The 12,395-nt window shown below is 68.6% G+C and carries 11 protein-coding genes, 1 tRNA gene and 1 pseudogene; 3 read left to right on the top strand and 10 right to left on the bottom strand.

The window, feature by feature from the left end:
- The 3 genes and pseudogenes from ABZY11_RS37945 to ABZY11_RS37935 all read right to left on the bottom strand — a co-directional run.
- Positions 1–96, bottom strand: a pseudogene (locus tag ABZY11_RS37945) (DNA primase); the annotation flags it as partial.
- 442 nt (positions 97–538) lie between these two features.
- Positions 539–612: transfer RNA gene (locus ABZY11_RS37940), tRNA-Met, on the bottom strand.
- Positions 613–664: 52 nt separating this feature from the next.
- Complete coding sequence (locus ABZY11_RS37935) at positions 665–3,625, bottom strand: UPF0182 family protein (RefSeq protein ID WP_356483529.1); 2,961 nt, start codon at positions 3,623–3,625, stop codon at positions 665–667.
- A gap of 137 nt (positions 3,626–3,762) precedes the next feature.
- On the opposite strand from ABZY11_RS37935, the gene ABZY11_RS37930 reads away from it, so the two are divergent.
- Positions 3,763–4,323: a PPA1309 family protein gene (locus ABZY11_RS37930; protein ID WP_356483528.1), complete on the top strand. Its 561-nt coding sequence runs from the start codon at positions 3,763–3,765 to the stop codon at positions 4,321–4,323.
- 28 nt (positions 4,324–4,351) lie between these two features.
- Here ABZY11_RS37930 and ABZY11_RS37925 read toward each other — a convergent pair whose 3' ends face one another.
- From ABZY11_RS37925 to ABZY11_RS37910, 4 genes are all read right to left on the bottom strand, one after another.
- Complete coding sequence (locus ABZY11_RS37925; RefSeq protein WP_356483527.1) at positions 4,352–5,440, bottom strand: PDZ domain-containing protein; 1,089 nt, start codon at positions 5,438–5,440, stop codon at positions 4,352–4,354.
- Positions 5,441–5,583: 143 nt separating this feature from the next.
- Positions 5,584–5,754, bottom strand: a complete 171-nt coding sequence (locus tag ABZY11_RS37920) for a hypothetical protein (protein ID WP_356483526.1) — start codon at positions 5,752–5,754, stop codon at positions 5,584–5,586.
- 128 nt (positions 5,755–5,882) lie between these two features.
- The gene (locus tag ABZY11_RS37915; RefSeq protein WP_356483525.1) at positions 5,883–6,344 is read right to left on the bottom strand and encodes a molybdenum cofactor biosynthesis protein MoaE; all 462 of its coding nucleotides are present in this window, start codon (positions 6,342–6,344) and stop codon (positions 5,883–5,885) included.
- A gap of 162 nt (positions 6,345–6,506) precedes the next feature.
- Entirely contained in the window at positions 6,507–7,649 is a 1,143-nt protein-coding gene (locus tag ABZY11_RS37910; RefSeq protein ID WP_356483524.1) for an SDR family oxidoreductase, read from the bottom strand.
- Positions 7,650–7,842: 193 nt separating this feature from the next.
- On the opposite strand from ABZY11_RS37910, the gene ABZY11_RS37905 reads away from it, so the two are divergent.
- On the top strand, positions 7,843–9,303 hold the full coding sequence (locus tag ABZY11_RS37905; RefSeq protein WP_356483523.1) for a zinc-dependent metalloprotease: 1,461 nt from the start codon (positions 7,843–7,845) through the stop codon (positions 9,301–9,303).
- Positions 9,300–9,848, top strand: coding sequence for an NUDIX hydrolase (locus ABZY11_RS37900; RefSeq protein WP_356483522.1), 549 nt, complete (start codon positions 9,300–9,302; stop codon positions 9,846–9,848). Before ABZY11_RS37905 ends, ABZY11_RS37900 begins: the two co-directional genes overlap by 4 nt.
- An 81-nt stretch (positions 9,849–9,929) precedes the next feature.
- Here the strand turns inward: ABZY11_RS37900 and ABZY11_RS37895 are convergent, their stop codons facing one another.
- The 3 genes from ABZY11_RS37895 to ABZY11_RS37885 all read right to left on the bottom strand — a co-directional run.
- Positions 9,930–10,685 (bottom strand): AIM24 family protein, encoded by a 756-nt coding sequence (locus ABZY11_RS37895; protein ID WP_356483521.1) that lies wholly within the window; start codon positions 10,683–10,685, stop codon positions 9,930–9,932.
- A 19-nt stretch (positions 10,686–10,704) separates the two neighbouring features.
- Positions 10,705–11,385 carry an AIM24 family protein gene (locus ABZY11_RS37890; RefSeq protein ID WP_356483520.1) on the bottom strand — a complete coding sequence of 227 codons (681 nt, stop codon included), beginning with the start codon at positions 11,383–11,385 and terminating at the stop codon, positions 10,705–10,707.
- Positions 11,386–11,396: 11 nt separating this feature from the next.
- On the bottom strand, positions 11,397–12,395 hold a 999-nt coding region (locus tag ABZY11_RS37885; protein WP_356483519.1), incomplete at its 5' end, for an AIM24 family protein.

Below are 12,395 nucleotides of genomic sequence, written 5' to 3'. Positions count from 1 at the left end.
TACGCGCAGGGTGGAGTCGTCGTCTGCGGGGCTGCGTCGGCCACGGAGGGCGGCCAGCAGGGCGAGGGTGTCGAACCCGGAGGCGAGGCCTGTCACCCGCGTTCTCTGTGAACTCCGTGCTCTCGACGGTCGCGGCACACCCCGCAGTCTCGGCAGTCTCGGTCGCCTTGATGATCTCAGGTGTCTCAGGTGTGTCAGTGGTCTCGTTGCTCTCCCTGGTGGCAACACCAAAAGCCGCATTCATCGCGCTATCCGTCCGATGAGCGCGAGGCTGCACAAACCGCCCTGTCTCCAACAGAGTTGCCCTGTCCCCCATAAATACCATCGTCGCACCACCTGCAACCCGCGTACACCTGGTATATCGCGGCCAGTGAGGTCACTTCAGCGTTTTGTCGACATGCCCACAGAGAGACAAGTCAAACATGTCCGGACCCAACTCGTGCCCCGCGAACCACACTTCACGCACCCTGCACAAGAAAGTCGTCATGACATGACGAAGGCCCGGATCCTCGAAAGGATCCGGGCCTTGGTCTTTCAGTAGCGGGGACAGGATTTGAACCTGCGACCTCTGGGTTATGAGCCCAGCGAGCTACCGAGCTGCTCCACCCCGCGTCGTTGTGTTGAAACCGTACCACGACGCGGGGGTGAGCCTTTACCGGGTTACTCAGCCACCGCTGTCAGCGCTGGCCGGTTTTTCCTTTTTGCTCGCATTGTCAGCCTTGTTCGCGTCATCGGCCTTGTCCGAGCTGTTCGCGCTGCCCGACTTGGGCTGGGCGGCCGCCGCACGCTGCAACGCGTCCTGCAGATCCGCCTGAGCCTTCCCGTAGGCGGTCCAGTCCTGTTCCTTCAGGGCTGCCTCGCCTTCCGAGTAGGCCTTCTGCGCGTCCGCGATCGCCTTCTTCAGCGCCGCGTCACCGGTGGCCGGCGGCTGCGTGGTCTCGCCCGGGGGCCGGGTGGTGTCCGTCGGCGGCGGGGTGGTGCCGGAGTCCGTCACCCCGAAGACCGCGTTGAGCGCCTCCCCGAGGCTGTTCTCGAAGACGGTCTTCGACCCGTACGAGGCGGCGACCTTGCGCAGCAGCGGATAGTTCTGCGTACCACCGCGCGTGTACACCGGCTCGATGTAGAGGAAGCCCCCCTCCAACGGCACGGTCAGCAGGTTGCCGTACTCGATGTCGGAGTCGGTTCCCTTCAGGTTTCTCACGAACTCGGCGACGTCGTCGTTGCCGTTGAGCTCGCTCTGTACCTGCCCGGGGCCCTTCACCGTGGAGGTGACTCTCAGCAGCCTTATCGTGCCGTAGTCCTTGCTGGCCGCATCCGCGTCCACCGCCATGAACGCCCCGAGGTCGGGCCGCCCCTTCGGCGTGAACGTCGTCGTCAGCGAGAACTTCTGGGCCGTCTGGTCCGGCATCTTTATGCTCAGGTAGTACGGCGGGACGGCGCCGGACTCCTTGTTGGTCGGGTCGTCCGGGACCTGCCACGCGTCACTGCCGCTGTAGAACTGCGCGGGGTTCGTGACGTGGTAGCGGGTGAGCAGCTCGCGCTGCACCTTGAACAGGTCCTGCGGGTACCGCAGGTGGTCCATGAGCTCCTGCGGGATGTCCGCCCTGGGCTCCACGGTCCCCGGGAACGCCTTGCGCCAGGTCTTGAGAACCGGGTCCTTGGTGTCCCACTCGTAGAGCTTGACCTTGCCGTCGTACGCGTCGACGGTGGCCTTCACCGAGTTGCGGATGTAGTTGACCTGGTTCTGCTGGGCGACGACCGCACGCTGGTTGGTGGTCAGCGAGTCGGCCGTGGTGTCACCGAGCGTCGTACGGGAGGCGTACGGGTAGCCGTTGGTGGTGGTGTACGCGTCGACGACCCACTGGATGCGGCCGTTCACCACGGCCGGGTAGGCGTCGCCGTCGATGGTCAGCCACGGGGCGACCGCCTCGACGCGCTCCTTGGGCGTGCGGTTGTACAGAATCCGCGAGCCCTCGCCGATGGCCCCCGAGTACAGGATCTGCGGCTCACTGAACGAGACGGCGTACGCGGCGCGGTTGAAGGCGTTGGAGAGACTGACCCCGCTGTCGCCCTTGTAGCTGGTGGTCTTCTCGCCGTCCTCCTCGTAGTCGAGCTCCTTCTGGGGCCCGCCGACGATGGAGTACTGCTCGGTCTTCTCGCCGTAGTAGATCTGCTGCTCGTACTTGTCGAACTCACCCGACGTCGGCAGTCCGGACTCGGTGAAGTCCGGGGAACCCTTCGGGTTCTTGCCCGTCGTCGTGCCCCGGGCCGCGATGGCGCCGTAGCCGTGGGTGTAGGTGAAGTGGTCGTTGATCCAGTTGCGCTTGGGGATGCCGTCGAGGTTGAGCTCGCGCAGACCGATGACCGTGTCCTGGTCCTTGCCGGCGGCGTCCTTGTAGCGGTCGACGTCCAGCGTCTTGGGGAACTGGTAGTAGTTCCTCTTCTGCTGAAGCTGCTGGAAGGCCGGGGAGACGACGTTGGGGTCCATCACCCGGTAGCTGGCGGCCTCGTTCGCGCTGGCGCGCAGCTTGGCGTCGTCGTCCGTCGTGCTCTTGCCGGAGTAGTCGTCGACCTGTGCGTTGTCGATGTCGTACGCGTCACGCGTCGCTTCGATGTTCTTCCGGATGAACGGGGCTTCCTTGGCCTGCTCGTTCGGCTGGACCTGGAACTTCTGCACGATCGCCGGGTACAGCCCGCCGATCAGGATCGCCGAGAGCACCATCAGGCCGAAGCCGATCACCGGGAGCTGCCAGGTGCGGCGCCAGAGCGTCGCGAAGAACAGCACGGCGCAGATCGCGGCGATGCAGAACAGGATGGTCTTCGCCGGCAGATAGGCGTTGGCGTCGACGTATCGCAGGCCCGTCCAGTTGTCCGTGGCCTTGAAGTCGCTGGACTTCACGGCCAGGCCGTACCGGTCGAGCCAGTACGCCACGGCCTTCAGCGAGACGAAGACACCGAGCAGCACCGACAGATGGCCGGTGGCCGCGCCGGTCGCCCGCGCTCCCGGGCTGGTGATGCGCAGCCCGCCGTACAGATAGTGGGTCATCGCGGCGGCGATCAGCGAGAGCACCGTTGCCGCGAAGCCGAAGCCCAGCAGGAAGCGGTACCAGGGCAGATCGAAGGCGTAGAAGGACACGTCCAGATGGAACTGGGGGTCCTTCTGCCCGAACGCCACGCCGTTCACATACATCAGCCAGGTACGCCACTGTCCGGAGGCGGATGCTCCGGCGATCAGACCGACGAGCGCGGTGATCGCGAGCAGCACCCACTTCTTGTACGGGGCGAGGCTCATCCGGTAGCGGTCCAGGCTCTGCTGTTCCAGCGACATCGCGCTCAGCGGCGGCCGGAGCCGGTGCGCGAGCCAGATGTTCAGGCCGACAGCGACGGCCATCAGCAGTCCGAAGACGAGAAACAGCCCGATCTTGGTCCACAGGGTGGTGGTGAAGACGGACGAATACGCGACCGACCGATACCACAGCCAGTCCGTCCAGAACCCGGCGAACATGACGAACGCCATGGCGAGAATCGCCAGGACGCCCAGTGTCATGAGCAGGGTACGGGCACGCCGGGACGGGCGGCCGACTCTGATCCGTGGCCCGGTCGGGCCTCCGCCGCGGTCCGGCATCTGGAAAGCCAACGTGCGCACCTCGAAGTTCGCGGGTCGTGTGAAGCGGGCCCAGCGATCGTAGAGCCCACCTATGCAACTTACTGAGGCTTTACCTAGTTCCCGCTCCCGGGGCGGAAGGAGGCAGGATATTGACCATGCCCAACGTTTCCCCCTCAGGCCCTCCGATGGCCGCGAGCCCGCTCACCGTCGCCGTGCTCGAAATCGACGAGTACATCTCCGGCCTCGGCTGGGACCAGCCGGCCCGGCTCTTCGCCCTGGTCGACACCGCCCGGCTGCGTGTCCAGGAGCCCGGTCTCGCCGCCCAGCTCGGTCTGGACAGCGCCGAATCCCCGACTTCCTCACTGACCCCCATCGAGCAGGACGAGCTGCCGCCGGGCACCGCCCTGGACGAGTTCCTCGCCACGATCGCCTGGCCCGACGCGGTGATCGGCTGCGCGATGACGGTGGAGCGGCTGATGCTGCCGCCGTCCGCGGAGGCCTCCGTGCCCGAGGGTCTCAGCGACGCTCAGCTGACCAAGTGGGTCGCCAAGCACCCGGAACGTCAGGAGGTGCGGATGACCGTGGCGGTCCTTCGGGACGGTACGCGTGAGTCGGCCGTACGGCTTCGCGCGAAGGACACCCCGAGCGAGGTGCGGACCGGCGCCGGCCTGGTGCCCGGCCTGGCCGACGCGCTGGCCGCGACCTTCGAGGCCTGACCCGGTCGCGTCCTTCGCGGGGGCGCGGTCAGCCTGCCGAGCAGCTCGGCAGCCCGGCCGTGTCCCCCGCCCGGATCTTCTCCAGCGACTTCTTCGCGTCGTCGATCGTCTTCACCTTCACCAGGGTGAGTCCGCTCGGGGTGTCGGAGGCGGCGGCCCTGCAGTTCTCGTCCGGCGTCAGGAAATACCTGGCGCCCGCGTTGCGCGCGCCGACCAGCTTCATGTTGATGCCGCCGATCGGGCCGACCTTGCCCTTGTCGTCGATCGTGCCGGTGCCCGCGATGAACTTGCCGCCCGTGAGCTTGCCGGGGGTCAGCTTGTCGATGATGCCCAGCGAGAACATCAGACCGGCGCTCGGACCGCCGACATCGGCGAGCTTGATGTCGATCCGGAACGGGAACGTGTGGTCCGTCCCGGCCTGGATGCCGACGATCGCGCGGTTCTCCTTGGGTGCCTTCACCGTGGTGATGACGATCTTCCGGCTGCCCTTGGGCTCCTTGCCGGCCTTCTCGGCCGCCTGCGCCGTGCGGGCCGGGATGATCGTGAACGTGACCTTCTCACCGGGGTCGCGGCGGGTGACCAGCTTCGCCACGTCCTCGGGCTGCTCGACGGGCGTACCGTCGACCTGCTTGATCACATCGCCCGCGTGCAGCTTGCCCTGGGCGGGGCTCCCCTTGACGACCGTGGAGACCACGACGCGCGACGCCACCGGGATGCCCAGTTCGGTCAGCGCGGCGGCCTTGGCGCTCTCCTGGGACTGGCTGAACTCCTCGGCGTTCTCCTGCGTCGACTGCTGCTCGGTCTTGCCGTCGGGGTAGAGGGTGTCGTGCGGGACGACCACGCTGTCGTGGGCCAGCCAGCCATAGACGGACTCGACGAGATTCATGTTGTAGTCGGCACCGGTGACTCTGACCGTCGTCATATTGAGGTTGCCGGACGTCGGGTACGTCTTGTGCCCGGAAATCTGCAGGACGGGTTCGCCGCCGACCTTGCCGAGGGTGTTCACGGTCGGCCCGGGAGACATCTCCGAATACGGCACTTTGATCAGCACGCCTGCGCAGAGCAGCGCGATGAGGATCAGGGTGGAGGCGAGCATCGTCGCGGTGCGGCGTGGCATGGAACGACAGTACGGGAAGGGTCTGCCAGCGCACCGCCGGGGCCGGTCCGTACGAGGCGGGGAACCGGGCGCGGGCTGCGCCGGAGGATGTCGGCAGTCGGAATCACGATGCGGATTGGCGACTGCGTACGCGCGATGAGGCTTCAGACGACATCGGAACCGGAGTGCGACTTCTCCATCGCCTCACGGAACCGGGTATAGCCGGCGAGTTCGGAGACATCGCCGGTCGTTCGATTACGGGTGGCCCAGCTTCCCCATATCGCAGCGCCGAGCGCAGCGAAAAGCGGAATCAACAACCAAGCAAGTGCTGCCATTACGACCTCCCTACCTCATGAGCGACCGCAACTGACCGATCAGCAGATTAACCGTCTGCAGAACCAACGCTCACGGCAGGGGTGGGGTTACGCAAATCGGACCGGACGGCCTCCCGGCCGACTTGCGCTCAGCAGGCGCCGACCCATTCCTCGGTGCCGTCCGAGAATTGTTGGTGCTTCCAGATCGGAACCTCGTGCTTGAGGTCGTCGATGAGCTTGCGGCAGGCCGCGAACGCCTCGGCGCGGTGCGGGCAGGAGACGGCGACGACCACGGCGAGATCACCCACTTGGAGGTCACCCACCCGGTGGACCGCGGCCAGCGCCCGGACCGGGAAATTCGCGATGACCTTTTCGGCCACCCGGCGCATCTCGTCCTGCGCCGAAGGGTGGCAGGAGTACCCGAGCGCGCCGACGTCCTGACCACCGTCGTGATTGCGCACCGTGCCGACGAAGAGCGCCGTGCCACCCGCGGCGTCGTCCCCGACGGCCCGGAAGACCTCGTCGACCGACAGCGGGGTGTCGCGAATCTCCAGCAGCCGGACGGGGTCGTCTGCCGCCTGCTCGCCGGGGTGGTCGTAGGTGGAGGCCATGAGGCCATGGTGCCGCACGGCACCGACAACGCGGAATAGCGTTATCCACCGGCGGGCCGCCCCCGACCTTGGAGCCTTCTACAGAAGCCCCCGCCCGGACAGGCCCCAGGGTCTTTCGTTTGGATCAGGCCCACGAGCCCGGCGTGATCCAAACGAGAGGCCCTAGATGCGGCGGCGGGCCTTGCGGGCGCGGCGGACCAGGGCGGCGGTGCCGAGCAGCGCCACGGTCGCGCCGGCGGCACCCGCGGCGGTGGCGTCCTTGCGGCCGAGGCGGCGTCCGGCGACCGTGTGCCGGCCCTCGACCTCTTCGAGGAGCGCGGCGAGCACTTCCTCGTTGGTCCATCTCGGGCGCCATCCCACGTCGTGCAGCCGGCTCACGCTGACCACCCAGGGGTGCATCGTGTACGCCAGGTCGCCCGCCGGGGACGGGGTGAGGCCGATCCGGTGCAGCCGGGCGGCGGCGCCCAGGGCCACGGCGGAGGGCAACTCCATCCGGCGGACGCCGCTGAGCTCCTCGACCTCCTCCTGCTCCAGCCAGCCGTCGCAGCCGACCGCGAACTCGCCGTCGATCTTCTCCAGCGCGGCGTACTCCAGGGCCGTGACCAGGTCGTCGACATGGCAGAACTGCCAGGTCGGACGCGATCCGGCGACCACCAGGAGGCGTGGCGACTCGAAGTAGCGGGTCAGCGCGGTGTCCGTACCGCCGACCAGGACGGTGGGCCGGACCACGGTCACATTGAGTCCGGGGTGGGCGCGGGGAGCGCGGCGGCCGAGCCGTTCGATCTCCAGGAGGTCACCGACTCCGGTGGCCTCGGCCGTGGCGCGCAGTTCGGCGTCCTCGGCGAGCGGGATGTCGTTGTCGGGCAGCGCCCCGTAGACCATCGCCGACGTGCACAGCACGACCCGGTGGACACCGACGGCGGCGGCGGCCGTCAGCACGGTCTGGGTGCCGCGCACGTTGTAGGCGGTGCGGGCGGCGGGGTCGGTCTCCAGGTCGAGATCGAGTGCAAGATGCACAACGACATCTGCGCCGCGCAGCTTCTCCGCGATGGCGGGGTCGCGGACATCGAGGATGTGCCAGGTCGCCTCGGAGACCTCTCCGCGGCGTTCATCGATGGCGATGACCTGCTTGATCTCCTCGGATGCAGCGAGGCGTGCGGTGAGCAGCTCGCCCACGCCGCCCGCCGCTCCGGTGACCGCGACGACGGGGCCACGGCTCCTGGAGCGGCTCTTTTCGGGCTTGTTCTCGGTCGAGGGGCCGGACAGGTTTCGCGCTGCGCGAACCTGAGGATCTGGGGAACTCACCGGGCGTCTCCAGCGGTTGTCTTCAGTACGTACCCGAATGACGCGTACGTACCAGGTGGCGTCCATCCTGCCGCAGGCCGGGAGCCGGCGGAGCACTGAGGCCCTCAGCGGACTTTTGGTGTCTACGCTGGATGGTGATGTCGGGCAGTCGCCGTCGGTTCGAGCCGGCGGCCCTACGAGCCGAGGAAACCCCGTGAGTGACACCCCATTCGGATTCGGCCTTCCGCCGGAGGAGCCGGAAAACGGCGACGAGGGCAAGAAGAAGGACCCCACCGGAGGTGGGCAGGGCTCGGGCGGGCCGGCGAACCCGTTCGGCTTCGGGCCCGGCGCGGGCGGGGACAACCCGTTCGCGGCGATGTTCGGCTCGATGAACCCCAACGACCTGGGCGCCGCCTTCCAGCAGCTCGGCCAGATGCTGAGCTACGAGGGCGGTCCCGTGAACTGGGACATGGCCAAGCAGATCGCCCGCCAGACGGTCTCGCAGGGCACGCCGGACGGCACCAAGGACGCCAGTGTCGGCCCGTCCGAGCAGTCCGCGGTCGACGAGGCGCTGCGCCTTGCCGACCACTGGCTGGACGGCGTGACGTCGCTGCCCTCCGGTTCGGTCTCGGCCGTGGCGTGGAGCCGTGCGGAGTGGGTCGAGGCGTCCCTTCCCGCCTGGCAGAAGCTGGTCGACCCGGTGGCGGAGCGCGTCGGTCTCGCCATGGGCGATGTGCTGCCCGAGGAGATGCAGGCGATGGCCGGCCCGCTGATCGGCATGATGCGGTCGATGGGCGGCGCCATGTTCGGCCAGCAGATCGGGCAGGCCGTCGGTGTGCTGGCGGGCGAGGTGGTCGGTTCGACCGACATCGGCCTGCCGCTGGGCCCGGCGGGCAAGGCCGCGCTGCTGCCGCTGAACATCGAGCGGTTCGGCAAGGACCTCAGCGTGCCGCAGGACGAGGTGCGGCTGTATCTCGCCCTGCGCGAGGCCGCGCACCAGCGCCTCTTCGCTCATGTTCCGTGGCTGCGCTCGCATCTGTTCGGCGCCGTCGAGGGGTACGCCCGCGGCATCAAGGTCGACACCAGCAAGCTGGAGGACGTGGTCGGCCAGTTCGACCCGTCGCAGCCCGAGCAGCTCCAGGACGCCCTTCAGCAGGGCATGTTCCAGCCGGAGGACACGCCGGAGCAGAAGGCTGCCCTGGCCCGGCTGGAGACGGCTCTCGCGCTGGTCGAGGGCTGGGTGGACGCCGTGGTGCACGAGGCCGCGAAGTCCCGTCTGACCTCGGCGGACGCGCTGCGCGAGACGATGCGCAGGCGCCGCGCCTCCGGCGGTCCCGCCGAGCAGACGTTCGCCACGCTCATCGGCCTGCAGCTGCGCCCGCGGCGGCTGCGTGACGCCTCGCGTCTGTGGGCGTCCCTCACCGACGCACGCGGTCTCGACGGGCGCGACGCCCTGTGGGAGCACCCCGACATGCTGCCGACGGCCCAGGACCTGGACGATCCGGACGGCTTTGTGCACCACGAGCAGCTGGACTTCTCCGAGCTGGACAAGATGCTCGGCGAGGCCGCGAAGGGCCCGCAGAAGCCCGCTGTGGACACGGACGACAAGGGCTCACCCGGCACCGGGGAGAGCGAGGGCCGCAAGGACGACGGCAAGGGCGACTCCGACCAGTGAGCCTGTACGACGACGCCGTTCTCGTACTGAAGGGGTACGAGAACGGGGCGGACCCGCTCCAGGGTGAGCTGCGCCAGGGCTATCTCGACCATCTGGCACAGCATCCCGACGGCATGTGGAAGGCCTGCGAAGCAGGCCATCTGACGGCCAGCGCACTGGTCATCGACCCGGAGCGCGGCCGGGTCCTGCTCACCCTCCACCGCAAGCTCCGGATGTGGCTGCAGATGGGCGGTCACTGCGAGCCGCAGGACGCGTCGCTCGCCGCCGCGGCCCTTCGGGAGGCGACCGAGGAGTCCGGCATCACCGGCCTGACCCTGCTCGCGGGCGGCCCGGTGACGCTGGACCGCCACCCGATCCCCGCGCCCTGCCACTGGCATCTGGACGTGCAGTACGCGGCGCTGGCGCCCTCCGGCGCGACGGAGCAGATCAGCGACGAGTCGCTGGACCTGCGCTGGTTCACGTACGACGAGGTCGCTTCGGTGGCCGACGCATCGGTGGTACGGCTGACGGAGCGTGCCCGCGCCGCGCTGGAGCAACGCCGGTAGGAGCCGCCTGCGGCACGCGGGTGAGGGGGGGTCTCCGCGGAGCCCCCCTCACCCGTGTGCTGCGTGCCGGTGCGCCGTGGTTCAGTTCCAGGAGTTGTTCTGGTTCTGACCGTGGGCGCCATGCTGGCCCATCCCGTACTGGGCCCGGACGCCCTGACCGATCACGTGGTTCTGCGGGGGCAGCACCTCGCTCGGCTGGACCAGGGCGAAGCCCTGGCCGAGGAAGCTGAGCTCCCAGCCCTCGCCGGTGTTCCCACTCCGCCGCCAGACGCCCGAGGAGTGCGTCTGGGCCTGCATCTGCACCCGCAGCGAGCTGGACCAGGCGACGATCGCGTCGGCGTCGGCGTTGACGTACTTGTCCGGCGTGACCTGCATCATCAGCGGCTGGCCCGAGGTCATCAGGGCGACCTTGCCGGTGCCGGAGATGTTGAGCTGGTACTTCCCGGTGCCCGAGATGCCGTACTGGCTGTCCACCGCGATGACCTCGGTGTGCAGCGAGGAGTCCAGCGCCAGGACATAGGCGCTGTCCACCGTGATGCCGTCCCGGTCGACGTCCACCACATGGATGTGCTGCGCGAGGTTGGCGAGGTAGACGGTGCCCTGCCCGGAGCAGCGCATCAGGTCGAGGCCCTCACCGGTGTTCGCGCGGGCGCGGCGCTGCCCGTGCGACTGGTACTCGCCGTCGAACTCCATCAGACCCTGGTACGCGACCATGGCGCCCTTGCGGGCGAGGACGTCGTCATGGCCGGTCAGCGAGACCCGCAGGAGCTGCGGGTTCTGGACGGTGTACCGGTCCTGGGACTGCTGTTCCGTGTAGCTGAAAAGCGGACTCTGCATGGTGTGTTCTCCTCCCCCGTCAGTTCCGGACCCGCAGGCGGTCGGTACTGTCCTCGCTCGGCTGCACGACGACGATGCCCTGGCCGGAGAACGCCATCTGGTACGCCTCGCCGCTGCCCCGCCCGATGAGCGAGGAGGCCTTGAAGCTGCGCTTGCCCTTCACCTTGAGGTTCGGGGACCACGCCACGAGGGCGTCCGGGTCGACGAAGGTCTCGTCCTCGCCGCGTCCGCAGTCGACGACGATCGGTGTGCCGCGCGAGGTGATCGCGACCCAGCCGGTGCCCGAGATGCAGACGTTCCACAGGCCCTGGCCGGCGAACTTGGCGAGGCCCTTGACCCGCTCCACGCCCCAGGTGAGATGGCTGTCGAAGGCGAGGACGTTGGTGCCGTTGACCGAGAGGGAGTCGTTGTTGAGGTTGATGACGACCACATCGGCGCCGTAGTCGGCGAGGTAGAGCAGTCCGTCGCCGGAGCACTTCATGATCGGTGCGCCCTCGCCGGTGATCCACTGGGAGGCGACCTGCCGGACGGCGGGCGGGTTGGGTTCGTACTGGATGAAGCCCTCGTACGCGACCATCGAACCGGTACGTGCGTAGAGGTCCTGGCCGGTGGCCATGGCGACCTTGAGCATCGTGCGGCCGTGGTTCTCCATACGGGCCGTGACGGGGGTCGGGGCGTAGCCCGCGAGCTGTTGGTTCATGACGGGCTCCCTCAGACCTCGTAGGGCTGGACGACGATGAAGTTTCCGGGGGCTCCCCGGAACTGGAGGTTCACGGTCTCCCCGCTGTGTCCCGGGTACGCGTTGCGGCGCAGCCGGACCTGGCTGGAGATGATCACCTGGGACGCGGACGACCAGGCCACGACGGCGTTGCAGTCGGCGAAGGTGGTCGGCGTGACGGGCAGGACGACCGGGACACCGTGGGTCTTGATAACAACCGTGCCGGTGCCCTGGAACTGCATGGTGAACAGGGCGCCACCGGGAATGCCGTGGCCCTCGATCCTGCGGACCTCGTGCTGGAGCGACTCGTCGAAGGCGAGGACGTTCTCTGCCGAGACGCAGATGCCGTCGCCCTGGAGCTCGATGGCGTGCAGATGCGATCCGTCCTCGGCGAGGAAGATCTGTCCGCGGCCGGTACAGCGCATCAGCTGCATCTCCTGGCCGGTGGCGTTGCCGACGATGCGGCCGGCGAAACCGGCGCCCTTGTAGCTGAAGTCGACCTTGCCCTGGTACATCACCATGCTGCCCTGGCGGGCGAGCACGGGCGTACCGCCCATGGTGAGGTCGACCCGCATGAGCTGCTGGTTCTGTGGGGTCCAGCGCTGACCGGTGGCCGTCTCCTTGTAGGGCTGGAGTGCCGCCTGGAGACCGGCGCCGGTCTGCGGCACGCCCTGGGGCACCCCGGGAGGCTGCTGGCCGAACGGGGCCGGGGCCTGCTGGCCGTACGGGCCGGGAGGCTGCTGGCCGTAGGGGGCGGCAGGGGGTGCCTGGCCGGGGACCTGCCCGAACTGCGGCTGCTGGGGCGGCTGGCCCGGCTGCCCGTACGGAGCGGGGGCGGGGGCGGGCGGCGGCACCATGCCGCCCTGCGGTGCCAGCGGTGCCGCCATCGTCGGCGCGGCATGCATCTGCTGCTGCTGCGGAGTGGGGGCCGGGGCCGGCGCGGCGGGAGCGCCGAAGGACGGAGCCGGCTGCGGGGCCTGGGGGGCCTGCGG

The sequence above is a fragment of the Streptomyces sp. NPDC006510 genome (assembly GCF_040611955.1).
In the GTDB taxonomy this organism is placed as follows: domain Bacteria; phylum Actinomycetota; class Actinomycetes; order Streptomycetales; family Streptomycetaceae; genus Streptomyces.
Note: the sequence above shows the minus strand (reverse complement) of the source record. Positions and strands in the feature narration are given on the sequence as shown.